20 protein-coding genes and 3 pseudogenes are annotated in these 20557 nt (G+C 43.2%); 14 read left to right on the top strand and 9 right to left on the bottom strand.

Features of this window, described 5'->3' with window-relative positions; genetic code table 11:
* The first annotated feature begins 58 nt into the window (after nt 1-58).
* The 12 genes and pseudogenes from NXV01_RS13325 (at nt 59) to NXV01_RS13270 (ending at nt 9509) form a co-directional block, all read left to right on the top strand.
* Nucleotides 59-355, top strand: coding sequence for a DUF4134 domain-containing protein (locus tag NXV01_RS13325; protein WP_005926215.1), 297 nt, complete (start codon nt 59-61; stop codon nt 353-355).
* Nucleotides 356-367: 12 nt separating this feature from the next.
* Entirely contained in the window at nt 368-700 is a 333-nt protein-coding gene (locus tag NXV01_RS13320) for a DUF4133 domain-containing protein (RefSeq protein ID WP_235334332.1), read from the top strand.
* Nucleotides 697-3202 (top strand): annotated as a pseudogene (locus NXV01_RS13315) (TraG family conjugative transposon ATPase). Before NXV01_RS13320 ends, NXV01_RS13315 begins: the two are co-directional and overlap by 4 nt.
* A 28-nt stretch (nt 3203-3230) precedes the next feature.
* Nucleotides 3231-3587 (top strand): DUF3876 domain-containing protein, encoded by a 357-nt coding sequence (locus NXV01_RS13310; RefSeq protein WP_259022618.1) that lies wholly within the window; start codon nt 3231-3233, stop codon nt 3585-3587.
* Nucleotides 3588-3591: 4 nt separating this feature from the next.
* Nucleotides 3592-4221: a DUF4141 domain-containing protein gene (locus NXV01_RS13305; RefSeq protein WP_259022617.1), complete on the top strand. Its 630-nt coding sequence runs from the start codon at nt 3592-3594 to the stop codon at nt 4219-4221.
* Nucleotides 4222-4240: 19 nt separating this feature from the next.
* Entirely contained in the window at nt 4241-5266 is a 1026-nt protein-coding gene (gene traJ / locus NXV01_RS13300; RefSeq protein WP_259022616.1) for a conjugative transposon protein TraJ, read from the top strand.
* A gap of 12 nt (nt 5267-5278) precedes the next feature.
* The gene (traK, locus tag NXV01_RS13295; protein WP_005926197.1) at nt 5279-5902 is read left to right on the top strand and encodes a conjugative transposon protein TraK; all 624 of its coding nucleotides are present in this window, start codon (nt 5279-5281) and stop codon (nt 5900-5902) included.
* A gap of 3 nt (nt 5903-5905) precedes the next feature.
* Entirely contained in the window at nt 5906-6211 is a 306-nt protein-coding gene (locus tag NXV01_RS13290) for a TraL conjugative transposon family protein (protein WP_259022615.1), read from the top strand.
* Nucleotides 6186-7538 (top strand): conjugative transposon protein TraM, encoded by a 1353-nt coding sequence (traM, locus tag NXV01_RS13285; protein WP_259022614.1) that lies wholly within the window; start codon nt 6186-6188, stop codon nt 7536-7538. The genes NXV01_RS13290 and traM overlap by 26 nt, the downstream gene beginning before the upstream one ends.
* A 40-nt stretch (nt 7539-7578) precedes the next feature.
* Nucleotides 7579-8487, top strand: a complete 909-nt coding sequence (gene traN / locus NXV01_RS13280; protein ID WP_235334339.1) for a conjugative transposon protein TraN — start codon at nt 7579-7581, stop codon at nt 8485-8487.
* A 2-nt stretch (nt 8488-8489) separates the two neighbouring features.
* A complete protein-coding gene (locus tag NXV01_RS13275) occupies nt 8490-9068 on the top strand; it encodes a conjugal transfer protein TraO (protein WP_235334340.1) in 579 nt (192 codons plus the stop codon).
* 21 nt (nt 9069-9089) lie between these two features.
* Nucleotides 9090-9509, top strand: coding sequence for a DUF3872 domain-containing protein (locus NXV01_RS13270; RefSeq protein ID WP_409012930.1), 420 nt, complete (start codon nt 9090-9092; stop codon nt 9507-9509).
* A gap of 139 nt (nt 9510-9648) precedes the next feature.
* On the opposite strand, the gene NXV01_RS13265 is transcribed toward NXV01_RS13270, so the two are convergent.
* The 9 genes and pseudogenes from NXV01_RS13265 to NXV01_RS25895 form a co-directional block, all read right to left on the bottom strand.
* On the bottom strand, nt 9649-12528 hold the full coding sequence (locus tag NXV01_RS13265) for an NACHT domain-containing NTPase (RefSeq protein WP_057318694.1): 2880 nt from the start codon (nt 12526-12528) through the stop codon (nt 9649-9651).
* A 369-nt stretch (nt 12529-12897) separates the two neighbouring features.
* Nucleotides 12898-12981, bottom strand: a pseudogene (locus tag NXV01_RS13260) (DUF3873 family protein); the annotation flags it as partial.
* A 24-nt stretch (nt 12982-13005) separates the two neighbouring features.
* Complete coding sequence (locus tag NXV01_RS13255; RefSeq protein ID WP_057318695.1) at nt 13006-13218, bottom strand: hypothetical protein; 213 nt, start codon at nt 13216-13218, stop codon at nt 13006-13008.
* A gap of 43 nt (nt 13219-13261) precedes the next feature.
* On the bottom strand, nt 13262-13795 hold the full coding sequence (locus NXV01_RS13250; protein ID WP_259022613.1) for an antirestriction protein ArdA: 534 nt from the start codon (nt 13793-13795) through the stop codon (nt 13262-13264).
* A 299-nt stretch (nt 13796-14094) separates the two neighbouring features.
* The gene (locus NXV01_RS13245) at nt 14095-14547 is read right to left on the bottom strand and encodes a RadC family protein (protein WP_132039839.1); all 453 of its coding nucleotides are present in this window, start codon (nt 14545-14547) and stop codon (nt 14095-14097) included.
* A 258-nt stretch (nt 14548-14805) separates the two neighbouring features.
* Nucleotides 14806-15348, bottom strand: coding sequence for an ORF6N domain-containing protein (locus NXV01_RS13240; RefSeq protein ID WP_117885440.1), 543 nt, complete (start codon nt 15346-15348; stop codon nt 14806-14808).
* A 75-nt stretch (nt 15349-15423) separates the two neighbouring features.
* Nucleotides 15424-16662, bottom strand: a complete 1239-nt coding sequence (locus tag NXV01_RS13235) for a site-specific integrase (RefSeq protein ID WP_259022607.1) — start codon at nt 16660-16662, stop codon at nt 15424-15426.
* 460 nt (nt 16663-17122) lie between these two features.
* The gene (locus NXV01_RS13230; protein WP_009039935.1) at nt 17123-17413 is read right to left on the bottom strand and encodes a helix-turn-helix domain-containing protein; all 291 of its coding nucleotides are present in this window, start codon (nt 17411-17413) and stop codon (nt 17123-17125) included.
* A gap of 232 nt (nt 17414-17645) precedes the next feature.
* Nucleotides 17646-17891, bottom strand: a pseudogene (locus NXV01_RS25895) (DDE transposase); the annotation flags it as partial.
* A 592-nt stretch (nt 17892-18483) separates the two neighbouring features.
* On the opposite strand from NXV01_RS25895, the gene NXV01_RS13225 reads away from it, so the two are divergent.
* Both NXV01_RS13225 and NXV01_RS13220 read left to right on the top strand, forming a co-directional pair.
* A complete protein-coding gene (locus tag NXV01_RS13225) occupies nt 18484-18837 on the top strand; it encodes a hypothetical protein (protein WP_225629875.1) in 354 nt (117 codons plus the stop codon).
* Nucleotides 18828-20495: an ABC transporter ATP-binding protein gene (locus NXV01_RS13220; protein WP_032851328.1), complete on the top strand. Its 1668-nt coding sequence runs from the start codon at nt 18828-18830 to the stop codon at nt 20493-20495. The genes NXV01_RS13225 and NXV01_RS13220 overlap by 10 nt, the downstream gene beginning before the upstream one ends.
* Nucleotides 20496-20557 lie beyond the last annotated feature (62 nt).

Genomic DNA, 20557 nt, shown 5'->3' with positions numbered 1-20557 from the left:
ATCACTCCGCCGGGCGGACTATCCACCCGTCCGGCAATTTAAAAACAATGTATTTATAATGAAAAAGAAAGTTCTCTTTTCGGCAGCCGTTCTTTTGGCTGCATCCTCCGCTTTTGCACAAGGTAACGGCATGGCGGGTATTACGGAAGCTACCAACATGGTAACAAGTTACTTCGACCCGGCGACAAAATTAATCTACGCCATCGGTGCAGTGGTGGGGTTGATTGGCGGCGTAAAAGTCTATGGCAAGTTTTCTTCGGGCGACCCTGATACCAGTAAAACGGCGGCTTCGTGGTTCGGTGCGTGTATCTTCCTGATTGTGGCTGCCACCATTCTACGCTCGTTCTTCCTATAAAAAGAAAAGAGCATGGCAGACTATCCGATTAACAGGGGGATAGGCAAGCCAGTTGAGTTTAAAGGGTTGAAAAGCCAGTATCTTTTCATTTTTGCGGGCGGGCTGTTAGCCCTGTTCGTGCTTTTCATCATCATGTACATGGTGGGTATCAACCAATGGGTGTGCATCATCTTCGGCGTTACTTCGGCAACGCTGCTTGTATGGCTCACATTCCGGTTAAACGAAAAGTACGGGACACACGGGTTAATGAAATTGTCTGCCCGCAAAAGCCACCCTTTCCATATCATCAACCGAAAAGCCATATCCCGATTATTCACTAAAAATCAGAAACAAACATCGAAATGAGAAATATATTAAAAGCTACCACGCTGGAAAACAAGTTTCCACTGTTCACGGTGGAAAACGGCTGCATCGTTTCCAAAGATGCCGACATAACGGTGGCGTTCCGGGTGGAACTGCCCGAACTGTTTACCGTCACGGCAACCGAATACGAAGCGATACATTCCGCTTGGAACAAGGCGGTAAAGGTGCTGCCCGATTACAGCATCGTACACAAACAGGACTGGTTCATCAAAGAGAACTATGCGCCTGACATCCAAAAGGATGATTTGAGTTTCCTTTCCCGTTCCTTTGAACGGCATTTCAATGAACGACCGTTCTTGAACCATACCTGCTATTTGTTCCTGACGAAAACCACAAAGGAACGCAGCCGGATACAGAGTAACTTCTCCACCCTTTGCCGGGGTTTCCTTGTCCCCAAAGAGATAAGGGACAGGGAAACGGTTACAAAGTTTCTCGAAGCGGTGGGGCAGTTTGAAAGCATTATGAACGATAGCGGTTTCATTACCCTTACCCGCCTGACTTCGGACGAGATAACCGGAACAAGGGAAACGGCGGGTATCGTGGAAAAAATACTTTTCACTCTCACAGACAGACACCACCACATTGAAAGATATTTCACTGGGGGCTGACGAAATGAAGATTGGCGACAATATCCTTTGCCTGCATACCCTTTCCGATGCGGAAGATATGCCGGGAAAAGTAGGCACAGATACCCGTTATGAAAAGCTATCCACTGACCGGAGCGATTGCCGTTTGTCGTTTGCTTCCCCGGTGGGTGTGCTGCTCTCCTGTAACCATATTTATAACCAGTATATCTTCATTGACGACCATACGGAGAACTTGAAACAGTTTGAAAAGATGGCTCGTAATATGCACTCCCTTTCCAAATACAGCCGTGCCAATCAGATTAACAAGTCTTGGATTGAGGAATATTTGAATGAAGCACATTCACAGGGGCTTATCTCCGTGCGATGCCATTGCAATATCATGGCGTGGAGTGACGACCGGGACGAACTGAAGCACATTAAAAATGATGTGGGGTCACAGCTCGCACTTATGGAGTGCAAGCCACGCCACAACACCACCGACACGCCGACCCTGTTTTGGGCGGGAATACCCGGCAATCAGGCGGACTTCCCGGCGGAAGAAAGTTTCTACACATTTATCGAACAGGCTCTTTGCCTGTTCACCGAAGAAACGAACTACAAAAGTTCGCTTTCACCCTTTGGTATCAAGATGGTGGATAGGGTCACGGGAAAGCCGTTGCACATCGACATATCAGACCTGCCCATGAAAAAAGGTATCATTACCAATCGCAACAAGTTCATACTTGGGCCGAGTGGTAGCGGTAAGTCATTCTTTACCAACCACATGGTGCGCCAGTATTACGAACAAAATGCACACGTCCTGCTGGTCGATACCGGAAACAGTTATTTAGGTCTGTGTGAAATGATAAACCGGAAAACGCACGGGGAAGATGGGATTTACTTTACCTATACCACTGAAAACCCGATAGCGTTCAATCCTTTCTATGTGGAAGATGGGGGATTTGATATTGAAAAGAAAGAGAGTATCAAAACACTTATCCTGACCCTGTGGAAAAGGGATGATGAAGCACCTACACGAGCGGAAGAAGTGGCTTTGTCAAACGCTGTAAGTTCCTATATCGAACTGATTACTAAGGACAGTTCAGTTACTCCCTGCTTCAATACGTTCTACGAGTATGTGAAAACCGATTACCGGGAACACCTGCAAGAAAAGAACGTCCGGGAAAAGGATTTTGATATAGATAACTTCCTGAATGTATTAGAGCCTTACTATAAAGGCGGCGAATACGATTACCTGTTGAACTCCGACAAAGAGCTTGATTTACTGCATAAACGCTTCATTGTCTTTGAGTTGGATAATATCAAAGACCACAAAATCCTGTTCCCGATTACTACGATTATCATCATGGAAGTATTTATTTCCAAAATGCGTAAACTAAAGGGTATCAGGAAATTAATATTGATAGAAGAAGCGTGGAAAGCGATTGCATCGGCGAATATGGCGGATTACATAAAATACCTTTACAAAACGGTTAGAAAGTATTTCGGCGAAGCGATTGTTGTTACCCAAGAGGTCGAAGATATTATTTCCTCACCCATTGTAAAAGAGAGTATTATAAACAATTCTGATTGTAAGATACTGCTCGACCAACGGAAGTACCTTAATAAATTCGATAGCATACAGAACCTTTTGGGACTGACCGACAAGGAACGTTCACAGGTGCTTTCCATCAACCTTGCCAACCATCCCAACCGGAAATATAAGGAAGTTTGGATAGGCTTGGGCGGTACACAATCCGCCGTATATGCCACAGAAGTGAGTTTGGAAGAATATTACACATTCACAACGGAAGAAACGGAAAAGATGGAACTTTTCGCCTTGTCTGAAAAGTTGGGCGGCAACCTCGAACTGGCTATCAAACGGCTTGCCGAAAGCAAGCGCAATCCTGAAAAATAATCAATCAACAATTTAAAAATCAATCAGTATGAAATATTTAATTTTTTTGTTTCCGGTGCTGCTATGCACCTTGTTACTGGGGTTTTCTTCCTGTAAGGAAACGAACGCCGACCGTCTTAGGGCGATGTGTGGCGACTGGAAAAGTGTAAAAAATCGTCCGGCATTTACCCTTTTTGAAGAAAACGGGCATTACCGGGTAACGACCTATCGAAAGACCTACCGGGGGACTGTCCAAACGGAAACCTATCAGATTTCAGAACAGGACGGAAACCTGTTCATCGAAACGGGGCTTTCCGTCTTGCTGACCTACGACAAAGAGAACGACCGGATTCTACTTTCACCCGGTGGAGAATACAAACGGAGTAAACAACCAATAAAGAAATAAGCGCATGAGAACAAAGATTATAATGCTGCTCGTAGTATGCAACCTGTTTGCTGGAAAGGTAAGTGCACAGTGGGTGGTGAGTGACCCCGGTAATTTGGCGCAAGGGATTATCAATGCGTCAAAGAACATCGTACAGACATCATCCACCGCACAGAACATGATAAAGAATTTTCAGGAAACGGTAAAGATTTATCAACAAGGTAAAGAATATTACGATGCCTTAAAATCAGTGCATAACCTTGTCAAAGATGCCCGGAAAGTACAAAAGTCCATCCTGCTTATCGGGGAGATTTCCGATATATACGTGAACAGTTTTCAGAAGATGCTTTCGGATGAAAACTATACACCGGACGAACTTTCGGCGATTGCTTACGGCTATACCCAACTGTTGCAGGAAAGTTCCGATGTACTGGAAGAAATGAAAAGCGTGGTGAACATCAACGGGCTTTCCATGTCGGACAAGGAACGGATGGACGTAATCGACCGAACGTATAACGCCATCAGGAACTATCGGGACTTGGTGAGTTATTATACCCGCAAAAATATTTCCGTTTCCTACCTGCGGGCGAAAAAGAAAAAGGACACCGACCGGGTAATGGCTCTTTACGGCTCGGCGGATGAACGTTACTGGTAACCTCTAAAAACAGACAAGTATGTTATTAGCAATCGAATTTGATAACCTGCATCAGATACTCCGTAGTTTATACACGGATATGATGCCTTTATGCGGGAACATGGCGGGGGTAGCCAAAGGAATAGCGGGACTGGGCGCATTGTTCTATGTGGCTGCCAAAGTATGGCAGTCGCTCGCCAATGCCGAACCGATAGACGTTTATCCGCTTCTGCGTCCCTTTGTGATTGGCTTCTGTATTATGTTCTTTCCCACATTCGTACTGGGTACGATTAACAGCGTGATGTCGCCAGTAGTCAAGGGCTGTAACAATATGCTCGAAACGCAAACTTTCGATATGAACGCTTACCGGGAACAAAAGGACAAGCTGGAATATGAAGCGATGGTACGCAATCCGGAAACGGCTTATCTTGTTTCGGATGAAGCGTTTGACAAGCAGATAGATGAACTGGGGTGGTCTGCCAAAGACATAGCCACGATGGGCGGCATGTATATGGATAGGGCGGCACATAATATCAAGCAATCCGTCCGGGACTGGTTCAGGGAACTTTTGGAACTGCTCTTTCAGGCGGCAGCCCTTGTGATAGACACTATCCGGACCTTTTTCTTGATTGTCCTTGCCATACTGGGTCCAATAGCCTTTGCCATCAGCGTGTATGATGGCTTTCAGGCGACACTGACCCAATGGATAACAAGGTACATTTCCGTTTACCTGTGGTTGCCCGTTTCCGACCTGTTCAGTTCCATTCTTGCCCGAATACAGGTGCTTATGCTGCAAAAGGATATTCAAGAGCTATCAGACCCCAATTTCATACCGGACAGCAGCAATAGCGTGTATATAATTTTTATGATAATCGGCATTGTCGGTTACTTCACCATCCCCACCGTATCGAACTGGATTATTCAGGCTGGCGGAATGGGTAACATGAGCCGGAATATAAACAGTGCGGCTAACAAAGCGGGTAGCGGTGTCGGTGCGGTAGCCGGGGCAGCAACCGGAAACGCTGGCGGCAGGGTCGGCGGTAAACTAATCAAAGGTAACCAATAAATAAAAATCAAGATGGAATTTAAAAGTTTAAAGAACATTGAAACCAGTTTCAAACAGATACGGCTTTTCGGTATTGTGTTTGTCGTGATGTGTACCCTGATAACAGGTTATGCCGTTTGGAACTCCTACACGTTTGCCGAAGCGCAACGGCAAAAGATTTATGTACTGGACGGCGGCAAATCGTTGATGCTTGCGCTTTCGCAAGACCTCTCGCAAAATCGTCCGGTTGAAGCAAGGGAACACGTGAAACGTTTCCACGAACTCTTTTTCACGCTCTCACCCGATAAGAACGCTATCGAAAGCAATATCAAACGGTCGCTGTTCCTTGCCGATAAGAGCGCATTTAACTATTACCGTGACCTCTCGGAAAAAGGGTATTACAACCGTATCATATCGGGCAATATCAGCCAAACGATACGGATAGACAGCGTTTCATGCAATTTCGATGTGTACCCGTATGCGGTGGCTACCTATGCCCGGCAAATGATTATCCGTGAAAGCAGCGTGACGGAAAGAAGCCTTGTCACCCGTTGCCGGTTATTGAACGCTGTAAGAAGTGATAATAACCCGCACGGTTTTATGATGGAAAGTTTCGAGATAACGGAAAACAAGGACTTGAACACCATAAAGCGGTAAGCCATGATACGGAAAATACTCTCTCCGGTGAATCAGGCTGTTACCCATGTACAGGACTGGGCAGATGAAAAACTTCGCCACCTGTGCGGGCGCATGACACCGGAAATAAGGCTGGCGGTAATCCTGCTTATGCTCCTGTTCTTCGGCGGGCTATCCATCTACTTTACGGTATCATCCATTTACCGGATAGGCAAAGAGGACGGCGAAACCATACGGATAGAACACATCAGGCAGTTACAGCTACAAGGTAAAGACAGTACGAACATTTTTAATCAGTCAGACAATGGAAGAAAAAGAAGTAAGGAATGAAGTTCCCGCACCGGAAACGGACAGGAAGAAAGAAGAAAAAACGAAAAAGGAACTGCCCCCGCAGCAGATACAGCAACGGAAGAAGATGCTGGTTTACCCGCTTATGGGACTGGTATTCTTGGGGTCTATGTACCTGATTTTTGCACCGTCCGATAAGGACGAAGCAAAGGTGGAAAACGTGGGCGGATTTAACGCCGATATTCCGCAACCCAAAGGGGATGGGATAATCAGTGATAAAAAGACAGCTTACGAACAGGAACAGATGGAGAACAAGCAGGCGGACAAGATGCGCTCGTTGCAGGATTTTGCCTTTTCGCTTGGAGAGGAAAACGGGAACGGGGAAGATTTGAGCCTGATAGATGATGCTCCGGCGGAAAAGCCGAAAACCAATGTAATAGACTTCGGAGCGGGTGCGCCGAACAATAGCCGTTCCTCTATCCAGTCTTCGGCGGCGGCTTACCGGGACATGAACCGTCAGTTAGGCAGTTTTTATGAAACGCCGAAAGAGGACAAGGAAAAAGAGGAACTAAAACGTCAAGTGGAAGAACTTACTGCTCGGCTGGATGCTAAAGAAAACGGGGCGGGCAGCATGGACGAGCAAGTGGCTCTTATGGAAAAGTCCTACGAACTGGCAGCAAAGTATATGAACGGCGGACAGCCGGGACAGGTAGCACAAGTAACACCCACAGCAGCTATTCAGGAAAAAGGAAGTGCCACACCCGTAAAAGCTATATCGGACAGGACGGTTTCAGGATTGCAGCAGCCCATGAGCAACAGCGAATTTATTGCCGAATACAGCAAGCCACGAAATTACGGGTTTAATACGGCGGTCGGCAGCAGTTATTCAATGGGAAAGAACACTATCCGGGCGTGCATTCATAACGACCAAACACTTACGGACGGGCAGACCGTCAAACTGCGGCTGTTAGAACCGTTGCAAGCGGGGAACGTGATTGTCCCCAAAAACAGCCTTGTATCGGGAAGTGCCAAAGTGCAGGGGGAACGGCTCGACATACTGGTGTCCTCGCTCGAATATGCGGGTAACATCATTCCGGTGGAACTTGCCGTGTATGACAGTGACGGGCAAAAGGGGCTTTCCGTTCCCTCGTCACTGGAACAGGAAGCGGCAAAGGAAGCGATGGCGAACATCGGTGCGGGACTGGGTACGAGCATTTCCTTTGCGCAAAGTGCCGGGCAGCAAGTCGCAATGGATATAACAAGGGGCTTGATGCAAGGCGGGTCGCAATACCTTGCCAAGAAGTTCAGAACGGTAAAGGTACACCTGAAAGCGAACTATCAGGTGATGCTTTACGCCAAACAACAGTAATTTATTTATCAATTATCAACCATAAAAATTTCAATCCAAAATGAAAAAGTTAATTATCATGTTCGCCCTGCTTTTGGGCGTGGTTTCCGTGAAAGCACAAAGTAACGATTTGTATCAGGGCATTACAAAGAAACTCCCTTACCGCCAAATGGTGACACCTTACGGCGTACAGGTGACGTTTGCCAAAACGGTACATATCATTTTCCCGTCTGCCGTTAAGTACGTGGACTTAGGCAGTAACTACATTATTGCCGGAAAAGCCGATGGTGCGGAAAATGTTGTCAGGGTGAAAGCTACAACAGAGGGCTTTCCCGGTGAAACCAATTTTTCCGTTATCTGTGAGGATGGCAGCTTTTACAGTTTTAACGCAAAATACGCACATGAACCGGAAATGCTGAATATCGAAATGAAAGACTTCTTGGAGAATGAGGACACAACGGATTTCAGCCATACCCGGATGAACATCTATTTCCGTGAACTGGGTAACGAAAGCCCGCTTTTGGTAAAGCTGATTATGCAGTCCATCTACAAGAACAATGACCGGGAAATAAAGCATTTGGGATGCAAGCGTTTCGGGGTGCAGTTCTTGGTGAAAGGCATTTATTCGCATAACGGGCTTTTCTACTTTCACACACAGGTAAGGAACAGTTCAAACGTGCCGTTTGATACCGATTTCATCCGTTTCAAAATTGTGGATAAAAAGGTAGCCAAAAGAACGGCTATTCAGGAAACCGTCATTGACCCGGTGCGGAGCTATAACGAGATACTGGTTATCGGTGGTAAAAGTACCGTCCGTACCGTGTACACCGTTCCACAGTTCACTATCCCTGACGATAAGATATTAGTTATCGAACTGGTGGAAAAGAACGGGGGCAGACACCAAACTATCCGGGTGGAGAACTCGGATGTCGTGGCAGCCAAAGTGATTAACGAACTTAAAATCAAATGAACATGAAAAGGATATGCTGTATTATATCCCTTTTTGTGCTGTGCCTGACTTTCAACCAGGCACACGCACAAAGATGTCTGCTGGGAATGAAAGGCTTGCAGGTTACGGGCGGCATGGCGGACGGCGTTCACTGGAACAGTAAAAGCGATTTCGCTTATTACTTCGGGGCTGCCATGAGTACCTATACCAAAAACGGGAACAGGTGGGTTATCGGCGGGGAATACCTCGAAAAGCATTACCCCTATAAGGATTTACAGATACCCGTAAGCCAGTTTACAGGTGAGAGTGGTTACTACCTGAACTTTCTTTCAGACCGGAAGAAAACCTTTTTCCTTTCGCTGGGTTTGTCTGCCCTTGCCGGGTACGAAACAAGTAATTGGGGTGACAAGCTGCTACCCGATGGTTCGACCCTGACCGATAAGGACGGTTTTGTCTATGGCGGTGCGCTGACGCTGGAACTGGAGAGTTATATTACTGACCGGGTGGTATTCCTGATTAACGCACGGGAAAGATGCCTGTTCGGTTCTTCCGTTGGCAAGTTCCATACACAGTTCGGTATCGGTCTAAAGATAATCATGTGATAAACTAACCTATTATATACAATGTATATGAGAAATGTAATTTATAAGATGCTGATAGGGTGCTACATGGTGGCTGCCCTGTTGTTAGTGAGTGCCTGTAATGACAATGTGGATATACAGCAGTCTTACCCGTTCACTGTCGAAACGATGCCTGTACCAAAGAAATTAAAGGTAGGTGAAACGGCGGAAATACGCTGCCAGCTTCACCGGGATGGGCGGGTTGAGGAAACAAAGTATTTCATCCGCTATTTTCAGCCGGACGGGGCGGGAACGCTGAAAATGTCCGATGGAACGGTTTTACTGCCGAATGACCTGTACCCGCTTCCGGGTGAAACATTCCGGCTTTACTATACCTCTGCATCGACCGACCAGCAGACGGTAGATGTGTATTTTCAGGATAGCTTCGGACAGGTGCAACAACTTACGTTTTCATTTATTTAATAATGATAGTAGTAAGAGAAAATAGCATGTTTGGTGTTATTTAAATTATTTCAGACTAAAATAAACATCAAAATAAAAAGAGCTATTTCTACTATTCTATTAATTAATGGTAGAAATAGCTCTTTATATACTCTAATTGCTATTCCAATGTATATTCAGGTTCTATCCCTGTTATTTTATCTATAGCATTAAACAAATCTATGAAATATATAAAGTGCTCTTTATTTTGAAGCCCTCTTACTAATTTAGAGAGCGCTTTTTTCTTTGATTCTTTTATTTTATATACTTCGGGGATATCTGTAGATTCTACGATGTCATTTTCAACCAAAAATGTTTTGCCAAAATAATGTTCAATTTCAAAGAAATTAAATGATTGGTCTTTCTTTAAATATATGTCCATCTCGCCGGGTACAGGGAGTAAAAGCGCATATGCTTCGCAGCTAATATGCTTTCGTACAGTATCATTTATATATTTTTCAAAAACAGAAGGTTTAAGTCCTCTAAATTCTTGCAAACCTTTAGCATCATGGTCAAAAATACCAATTATAACTCCATTTTTATCTATTAAAGATTTACAATTCATAATTACCTTACTAACCTCAATGGCTCCACCTGATTCATTTCCCGCTGGTTTTATACTCCAATAGGGGGATTGTCCTGTCAATACATAAAAAGCATGTTCTATAATTTCAGCGTCAGATTTCCCCTCAACAATTAATTGAACTTTTTTATCTAAAGATATGGTATCCAATTTAGTAAACCTAACTCTACTAGCCGGCAATTTTACTAATTCTCTAACAGGGGATGATATCTTAGGGAAATAATTATCTCTAATTTCCTTTTTCAATTTGTTGTATTTCTCATTATTAAACGTGCTAAACGAAAAATCTAGGATTGTATATAGCCCTGGATCTTTCAGTATTTTATCGTTTTCTAAAATTTGTTCTAATGCTTGGGGATAACATATTCGTTTTGAATCCAACACCAGAGCTAAAGTGATTGCTTTTAGCGCATTAATTGCTTTGCCTGTATCTTTATAATCTTGATAATAAAAATCAAACGCCATTTTTAATGGTTCTTTTATTGTTACAGAATTGAATGTTTCGTAAAAATAGAATAGATTCATTATTTGAAGAATTGGTATTGAATAACTTCTGAAAAGAATAACATCGTCTGCCGCTAGTTTGATAAGTATATCTGTGGACTTTGCATTAAGGTCTAATGCTTGTAATATAGCATCTTTTCTCAAAGTATTATCTGTTTGATATAAAGCTTGCAATAAATATCCAGCACCAAGTACCCCAGACATGAAATGTTTTAATGCAGTAGCCTTCTTTAATTTGGCAATTATTTTTTCTAGAAAAACGGGCATATCTTTAGACTTTCCTGCATAAAATACTGCTGCATTTTGTAGCTTAAAATCGAAAAAATTTTCAATCAATAAGTCTTCCTTATCTCTTCGGTGTTTAAATATTTCCAAAGCGCCATAATATTCCATATATGAATCATGGCTGAATTGCACCCATTTATTATCTTTAATAATAAGAACTCCTGTATTATCAATTAAATAATCTAGCACTTCTCTCAATGTACCTTTTTTTATTGGCAATGTTTTTTCTTTAAAATAATTTTCAAAAAAGATAAAAAACTCTTCTTTTGTTAATGGAATATGTTGTTCCTTTTCCAGAAGATGCAATGCGTATAATGACAATATTCTTTCCTTAAATGAAATATCAACAAATTCAATCCGACTAGAAACAGTCAATCTCCCTATAATTAAGGAGTTAAAATTGTCGTAAATATCGGCGATTGTTGCTGGAATCTCTAAATTATTCTCTTCGTATAATATAGATATAAGAGATAGTGTTAAAGGAGTAATAGGAAGTCTTTCGATAATTCTGTTTTCACGTAATGCATCAAGAAGTGATTCCGTTTTAGAATTCTCACCAAGAAAAAAGTTTGATATAAATTTCTTAACTTGTTCATTATTGAAACGTTCAATCGTATAAGAATCAAATATTTTCTCTCCGAGAGATTCCATCTTATCTGAATTTCGAGATGTAATTATATACCTAATTTTATGATTCTGCGATAAATTCTGTAACTCGTTCAATATCATTTTTTGTTCTTCACCTCCAAACTCATCTATACTATCAATTAAGAGAGTTATTTGATAACTTTTAGATAAATCTTCTAAATTGAAATTCGCAAAAAATACAGATAACTTTTTAGTTACTAATTGGTTTATTTGGTATTTTTCTTCTAAAAGCTCTAACGTACTTATACAAACAGGTATGTTTTTTCTTTCAATATTTTCTTGATTTAGTTTGATTAGTTTTTCTCCAACTTTCTTTAAAAGAGTAGATTTTCCTGTCCCAGCATCACCTGATATAACAATGGGTTTCAAGTTTTTAACAACGTCATCTATTAAAATTCTTTTTTTTACGGGCGTTTGAGTCGCTTTCTCTTCGTAAAAATGAGTAATTCTAGGTTCAATATATATATCTAAAATCTTCTGATATTTATCATTAAATATTTTAAGTTTCTTTAGTTCATTATCTTTTGATATATTTTCGTGAAAATATTTTTCGTATTCTAACAACGCTAAATCTTTATGCTTCCAAAAATCATCATAATGCTTATTTATCAAATCTATGAGATTGTCTCTGCCTATAAAATTAAGCTTTATTTGTGGTATTATTTGAGTTAAACTGCGCTCAAATCCATTTGAAATGTTTTTAGGAGAAACTAAATACGTAACATCAGGCTTTATTCTGTTATGATAATCAAGTATTGTTTTTTCAATTTCATCTACATTAACAATACCACTCAATCTTTCTTCTAACAAAATAAACATATATTTTTCAGAACTCAAAGGACTTTCTCTGATAGCAGTAATTGAATTTGCATCCACAATAGTGTCCGTATATCCTAAAAAACTAATCAAGTTTCCCATTAACTCTTTAAAATCTTCAATTGTGATTTCTTCCAGTTTTTCAATTTTATCTTTACTTATCATATTTCGCTATTTATATGTTGTTAAACATAAAAAGAAACAATCTCTTTACTGATATTTTATTTCGTAAAGATAGTGATTTTAATCAATAGAGAATGTTTACATAAAGAAAAATAGTACTTTTTACAGAGTTTCCAGCCATTATAGAATGCTTTCTTTACTAAAGTTCTTATAATAGAGGTAGAGTTCTTCCAATTTTTATAGATGCCTAAATCATTTACGAACTTTCAATTTAGTTTCTACTCATAAATGAAAGTAGTTTAACTGGATTTCTATGTCCTATTATTCTTTGCAGTTTTTAAGCATCTTAGCAAATACCTAAATTGTTTTCTTTGGAACGCGATAAGTCTAATACTATAAACCCTTTTTCATGAATGCGCCTAAACAGCATTTTACATATTTTTCCTCTCCCGGTGTTTGGGTAATGCTTACCCCGTTTTTGTTTAAAGTTTCCATATCGTTATAATTTAAAATGAGTTGTCAGATAATCAAAAGCGAAAGCAGTACAATGAAAATAAAAGCCATACACAACAGGTAAACGGCGGAGATAAACAGCCAGAGAAAGAACCGGACTATATAAAAGCCTATGATTAGGACTATCCATGCTCCGGTGGTGCTGGTGGCTACCTGATAGATAATAAAAGCCAGTATTACCCACCTTAAAACGGTCTTTATGTTATTATATACTTTCATTGTCTTTGTGTGTTGCGGGTGGATTGCTCCACCCGATTAGTAATCAGGCACAACGGAAAACAAAACCGTTATCCATCCAGTAATCAGTCATAAACAAGTCACGGGCAAAAGCCGAATAATCAAAGTAGGTCTTTGCGAACTCCGGCAGTTCGTAACATTCCTCTACGATTTCATAGGCGTAATCTTCCTCGTCTTTATATTCTCCCTGATATTCGTCCTCAAAGGAAGAAACAAGGTCGTCCGCATCTTCTTCGCTTATATCGCTGTTGTGATGGTCGCACCATACGAAAAACGCTTCCTGCTCGGTTTCGCTTAGTTTTTCGATGGCATCCCGTAGCTCAAAGAACTTATCAGAAAGCCAACTTTCGGAAATCAGGGCTTCGGGTATGTCCTCGATGTCCTGAAACATAAATTCCGGCTCTTGCTCGTCCTTATGCAGTTCCCGGCACGCTTCTAAAAATTCGTCCTTATCCGAATAGTCGGAAAGGTCTAACCACTTGCCGAAAAGTGAACCACTGTTATACTTGGCATACGTACCTACATAAACTCTTGCTTCTGATAATGTTACTGCTTCCATGACTTTTGTATTTTAATTGTTTACATCGCTGGTCGCCCACCACATAAATTTTTCCTTTAACTGAATGGGAACATTGTCTTTTCAAAGGTTCGGGAATGGTACAGGGCAAATTATTATTTATGAAATACTACCCGCAGGTGTGGAGATTTCTAAAAAATAATTTGAACAGTAACAGGCACGGATATACCTTTGACAATGTTCCAATCAGTTTTAGGGAAAATTTTTCTCTTGTTTGAGAGGATAGAAACAAAAGCCATCAGGCTTTTTGTACTGGGTAATGAGAGAGTAAAAAAAAGGGCTTAGATAAGCCCCTCGTCTGTAAAACTGTAATAGCTTTCTTCTGTCAGGATGATATGGTCTAACAAGTGTAAATCCAATACCTTGCAGGCTTCTTTTATTTTTGAGGTGATTTGCTTGTCCGGTTCGCTCGGACGTAGGTTGCCCGATGGGTGGTTATGTGAGAGGATAATCCCCGAAGCATGGACTTTCAAGGCGGTTTGCAGGATGATTTTCACGTCCATTACAGTTTCAGCCATCCCTCCTTTGGAAATCAGGGAAACGCCTAAAGCCTTGTTTGCCCGGTTAAGGAACATTACATAACTTTCTTCGTGGTGTTCCATACATTCCGCATAGAACGGTTTCAGGTAAGAGTAGGACGTTTCGGATGAGAGTATTTTTATTCTTTCGGATGCTTTTACATTGTCTTTATAAGAGATAGTGATTTCCGGCATGGTAAATTCTGTTGTTTTCATAACACTTGAATTTTAAATTAAACAATAAGAAATTTTGCCGGACACCCACAGTTTGGCGGGGACTTCAAGCATATCTTTTCAAAAAATACGACCCATAGGTGTGGAGATTTTTTAGAAAACCGGAACGGCTCGGATTTGGTATTTGTCCCCGCCGGGCTGTAACTTTGCTAAAATTTGTGATTGAGATACATTACTTTAGGAAACTGAAAAAGGGGTATCGCTGGTGACACCCCTTAGACAACTGAATACCTTAAACCGTTATTCGTCATAGGTTCTATATCCTATCGGTTTGCGTGGCTTCGGTTCGGGCTTGCTTAGTAACTGGGTAAGTGCTTGGTATATTTCGCTGAATTGTGCATCCGTACTTTCTTCCAGTTCTTCAATGCGCTTTAGTAGTTCCTGATAACCTGTTATCATTTGACGCAAGGCTACAAATGCCCGCATGATGGAAATATTCACCTGTATGGCAATAGGGCTGCGTAGCACACCGGACAAGGCGGCTACCCCCTCTTGCGTGAAAACATAGGGCAAATATTTAGTATGTTTACCACGTTTTGAACTGGTTTCTTCTTCCGTTTCATCGGGATTATTCTTTAAGGTCACAATTTGTGACCTTAAACATTCCACTTCTTCCTTTGTCAGTTCAAACATAAAATCACTTGGAAAACGTTCAATATTACGTTTGACAGCCTGTTTCAAGGCTTTTGTTTCCACCTGATAAAGTGCCGCAAGGTCACTATCGAGCATAACCCGGCAACCTCTGATTTCATAAATCTTGCTCTGAATGATTTGTAAGTCCATAATGTTATTATTTAATGGTGAGTAATTAAAAGCATGGGGGGGCTTATCACAACTTGTGACAAGTCCCCTATACTACTATTTCATTGATACTTCTTTGTAGATTTTTTCAATGCCGACAAACTTCTTGTCAAGCCCCTGCATATCGTTACTTATCTTGTTATTGGTAATGCGGGCGTATATCTGTGTCGTTTCTATATTGGTGTGCCCCAACATCTTGCTGACTGTTTCAATGGGTACACCTTTAGCAAGAGTAGTCGTGGTGGCAAATGTGTGCCTTGCAAGGTGAAATGTCAAGTTCTTTTTAATCCCACACACGTCCGCTATTTCTTTCAAATACGCATTAAGTTTTTGATTGCTGATAATGGGAAGTACCTTTCCATTCGGCAATTTACCTTTGTATTTTTCCAATATCATTTTAGGAATATCCAGCAAAGGAACATTCACGTCTGTATTCGTTTTCTGACGCTTTGTAATTATCCATAAATTACCGTCAAAGGACTTGCGGATATTATCTTCCTTTAAGTTTGCAACATCCACATAAGCCAAACCACTGAAACAGGAAAAGATAAAAACATCACGCACCTGTTCCAATCGCTCGGAAACCATCTTCTTTTTGAGGATGATTTTTATTTCGTCCTCTGTCAAATACCCTCTATCCACTTTCTCCAAACGTATTTTATAGTTGGCGAACGGGTCGCCTACCAAGATGCCGTTATTACGGGCTATCAAGATAATGCGTTTGAAGAACTGCATGAACTTGGCAGTCGTATTATAACCACATTTACAGGTGGTACGCAAATATAACTCGAAGTCAGTAATGAACATCGGGGTTATTTCCTTTATAGAAATATCCGACAGGTTATATTTGCTTTGGATGAACTCGGCAAGATGGCGGCGGGTCACTTCATATTTGCGATAAGTGGCAATCGTTTTGGATATGCCGACCAACTGTTTCACATCGTCATTGTGCTTTTGGAAAAGGTTAAGGATGGTATCGTGGTTTTCGCTATGCCCTAAAAATTCATTCTTCACCTTTTCGGCGGTAACATAATTGTCACGCCTTTGCAATTCGTGATAGATGGTATTAAGGGATGCGTTTATATCATCCAGCAATCGGTTGATACGGGTAGCTTCCGCAGAACGTCCGGCGGCTTTGCCTGCCTTACCGTCCCAAAGTTTGGGTTGAACGTCCAGTTTGGAATTAAAACGGCTTGCCACACCATCAATCGTGATGCGGACAAAAATAGGGTAACTGCCATTGATTTTTTGCTTGTCCTTTTTCACAAAGAAAAGAACGGAAAATGTACTCTTCATAAACTCACTTTTTTAGGTTACAAAACTACGGTAATTAACTCAAAGTGAAGTTTATACAGGTTCGCCAAATAGCGACAGAAGTTCGCCAATTTCGGACTAAGTGTACCCCTTTTGAACTTTTAGTTGTCGGGGGTATGAGTTAGGTTACTAACTTTGTCTTTTAGGGTCTAAATGATGTCCGGTAGGGCAGACATAAAGGGATAAAAAAAGTCCCACAAATCGTTGAATTTGTGGGACTTGGCTGTTCTTTGTCCGGTTTTGTCCGGTTAGTTCAGCGGAGAGACAGGGAACGATTAACTTTAAGGTTCCTTACTCATTATCAGCATCTTACATAAATCCTCAATTCCTATGACACCGCATAATTCACCGCATATATGCTGCAACTTTCTTCCTGTTACACTTTTACTTACTTTTGCAAATATACGAAAAAAGCAGTATAAATACAAATTCATCACTTGATTTAACGAAGATAACTTCTATAATTTTTTTCCAATACCGATTGCAATTTGGAAAGAGGATAAAGGAACTTGCCACCTATAACAGTATAAGCTATCCCCTTTTCATCCTGCAACTTTTGCAAAGTCCTGCTTGATATATGTAACATACTACATACCTGCTCACCAGTCATATAAACCTCATTAGCTACAGGAACCTGCAAATTCTGAAATTCAAGAATTTCCTTTGAGCATTTTCTAAGCATCCTCATTATCATAATATATTCTTCTGATTGTTTTGTAATTACCCCATCCATACTCTAACTCTATTTATGGATATTCAGTAAATGTTCCTCTTTCTTCTAAATTAAGAAAAAAGTTTTACTTTACGTGAGCTTTTCTCTTGATTTTTTCGTTCAATTCTCCCAGTCTTCTATCTTTTTCATAGAACATTATTTACATATTCTTATTTTTTCTTCCCACCCATGCATTATGTACATATATTTTTTAGGGGAAGTTAAAACCTCTCCTCTTTTCCTCTTATTTTAGTCAGATTATGCTGCCTTCTTTTTTTTTCTTTTCGACCTTTTCTATCATACATACCGCATTGGCTGTATGTATCCCAAAGAAAACTCAAAGTACTTCCGTTTTCCTGTTTCTGGCTTTTATCCTGGCCAGTGAATAATGTTGTTTCTGCGTTTCAAAACTTCCTTCCAGGCGGGTAGCTCTTTCACGGCTGAATTCCGACCGTAAGATTCTCCGAAATCGCTCATCTTTGGCGGCTCTGCCCTTACGCTTGGACAATAGGGCATTAAAGGGCAGATTTCCCGTATATGCGCCTCCTTATTCTCGAATTATGGGCGTAAGTCACATGGTTATGAAGAGATATCTACCCTTTAATGGGGAGAACAGCCGGCTAATATCTGATGGAAATGCCCAACAAATCACAGGAAAATAGCCACGCAATAGTCTGATACACAATAATTATTGGAGATACGTGGTCCGCTCCTGCGGACAGCAAGTTGTCTTTTGGGTAAACGAAAACCAGACGGTTTAACAGCGCGTTACGCCGTTAAACCGTTACCCATTCCATGCTCCAGAGTCGCTTCATCATATAATTTGATAGCTTCACCTATATTATCACTTGGGACGTTTACCAACAGACTCTCTTTCCTTTTTTCTGTTCGATGCCCTACAAAAAGGCTGTTTGCGGCCGCTTATTTCCGTTTATTTTCACTATTTTTGCAGTATGAAAATGAAGACAGACGATACATTCAATCATGCCCATGCCGACAGGCTTCTGCTCCCCAACGCCTCATTGCTTGGGGAGGTGGAGAACATGCTGGCCGACGGACGGTCGGTCATGCTGAAGGCTACGGGAAACAGCATGCTCCCCTTCATTGTCGGAGGGCGTGACAGTGTGCTTGTACGGCGTCCCTCCGGGATACAGGCGTTACAGGTCTGGCAAATCGCCCTGGCACACCTGCCCGACAGCCGGTATGTGCTGCACCGTATCGTCCGCATCCATGGCGCGGAGATTGTCCTAATGGGCGACGGGAATCTAAAGGAAACGGAAAGTTGTCGGTTTCCCGATATAACGGGAGTTGTCACAAGAATTATCCGTAACGGCCGTTATGTGGACTGCGACGCAGGGGGTGAACGGTGCAAGGCGAAGATATGGGGCAGGCTGCTCCCTATCCGCCGGTATTTGCTGTACATATACAGACGGGTATGGATATGAAGGCGGGAATGAGTATGAAAGAAGGAGCGGAATGGCTGTGGAACGCCTCACGGGGATATCGCTCCCCCATTCTGGCGGGTATTCTTGCCGGGACAGTTCGCATCGGCGTGTCCCTCACGTTCGTCTGGTTCTGCAAGCACCTGATAGATACCGCCACCCATCAGGCGGACGGGAACATCATCCTGGGACTGGCGGCCATGGCGGGATGCATCGTCCTGCAACTGCTGCTGTCCGCACTTGTCAGCCGTCTCTATGCGCACACGGAGATCAGCCTGCGCAACAGACTGCGGCAGGATCTGCTCGAACATATCCTGAAAAGCCGGTGGAACGGTCGCGAGACATTCCATTCCGGCGATATGCTCAACCGCATGGAGGAGGATGTCCGTACCGTGACGGACCTGCTGGCGGGTTCCATCCCCTTGGTCGGAACCACGCTGTTCCAACTGGCCGGCGCCGCGCTGTTCCTGTTCTGTCTCGACCGGCGGATGGCTGTCGTCATCCTGCTTATCATGCCGTTGGCGTTGCTGTGCAGCAAGCTCTACATGAAGCGGATGCGGCGTCTGACACGTGAGATACGGGCGACGGACAGCCGTGTGCAAAGCCATCTGCAGGAGAACCTGCAGCACCGCACCCTGATTTCCGTCCTGGAATGCACCCCGGTGGCAGCGGACACGATGTCCTCACTCCAGTCGGGGCTGAAACGGCTGGTGATGCGGCGCAACTCATTTTCCATCTTTTCAAGTATCATGGTGCAGGCGGGGTTCGCCCTCGGCTATGTGACCGCTTTCGCATGGGGAATATACGGGCTGGACACCGGTACGGTAACATTCGGCACGCTGGCCGCCTTCCTGCAACTGGTGGCGCAGGTACAACGCCCTGTCGTGGAGCTGGCCCGGCAGGTTCCGGTGTTTATCGGCGCACTGACTTCCGTGGAGAGGATAGACGAGCTCAACTCCATGCCGCTGGAGGAACAGGGCGAGCCTGTCATCCTGGGTGGCAAGGCTGGTGTCCGTGTGGAGAATGTTACTTTTACCTATCCCGGCGGCAGACGTAAGGTGCTGGAACATTTCACATACGATTTCAAGCCGGGGAGCCTGACCGCCGTGCTCGGGGAGACCGGCAGCGGGAAGAGTACGCTGGTACGGCTGATACTGGCCTTGTTGCAGCCCGACGGGGGAAACATCACGCTGTATGACAAGACCCGGCCCGTGCCCGTTTCTCCACTCACACGGGGGAATTTCGTGTATGTCCCGCAGGGGAATACGCTCGTCAGCGGCACATTGCGCGACAACCTGCTGTTGGGCAATCCCGAAGCTACCGACGGGCAGATGCGGGAAGCGTTGCATACGGCGGCGGCCGATTTTGTACGGGAACTGCCGCAAGGACTGGACACCCCCTGCGGCGAGATGGGAACGGGCATAAGTGAGGGGCAGGCGCAACGCATAGCCATCGCGCGCGGACTGCTCCGCCCCGGTAACATCGTCCTGCTGGACGAGCCCACCTCCTCGCTGGATTCCGATACCGAACGGACGCTGCTGGAACGGCTTTCACATACCATTCAAGGCAAGACCCTCATCATTATCACCCACCAGGAACAGACGGCACGGCTCTGTAACGCCGTTATCAGGATGCATCCGGTGGGCTCCCCCGGCAAGTGACGCCTACGTGAGACTGCGGGATGGCCGGGAACGGGGCCGATCGCGCAGGTATAAAACAAAAG

The organism is Bacteroides sp. BFG-606, assembly GCF_024788145.1.
GTDB classification, from domain to species: domain Bacteria; phylum Bacteroidota; class Bacteroidia; order Bacteroidales; family Bacteroidaceae; genus Bacteroides; species Bacteroides vicugnae.
This window is presented reverse-complemented; position numbering and strand designations above follow the sequence as displayed.